At 57.8% G+C, this 270-nt stretch carries 1 protein-coding gene; it reads right to left on the minus strand.

What is annotated here, in order from left to right; all coding sequences use genetic code 11:
• On the minus strand, window positions 1-166 hold a 166-nt coding region (locus ACM0OY_RS40600), incomplete at its 3' end, for a DUF2612 domain-containing protein (protein ID WP_414574329.1).
• Window positions 167-270: the final 104 nt, after the last annotated feature.

Consider the following 270-nt stretch of genomic DNA (forward strand, 5'->3'; position numbering starts at 1 on the left):
GTTGGACGCCAATGGCTAGGTCGAGATCGTATGCGGCAACCATCTGCCCGTAGCTTTCCTGCGCGCTAACGAAGCACCGAGAAACCGCTTCGACCATGGCAGAGAATTTTGGTCTTCCTCGATGGAAGGCGGTAATAAGGTCCAGGTACTTTTCAACGTCTGCCATGTCAGGTCACCGTTAGCGTCACGTCGGCGGCAGTCATGCTGGCGGCTTCATTGAAAGCGAGAGCGCAATCGGGCGTTCCCGCTCCTCCAGGCCCACTCAGCGTG

Source organism: Nostoc sp. CCY 9925 (genome assembly GCF_963920935.1).
GTDB lineage: Bacteria > Cyanobacteriota > Cyanobacteriia > Cyanobacteriales > Nostocaceae > Nostoc.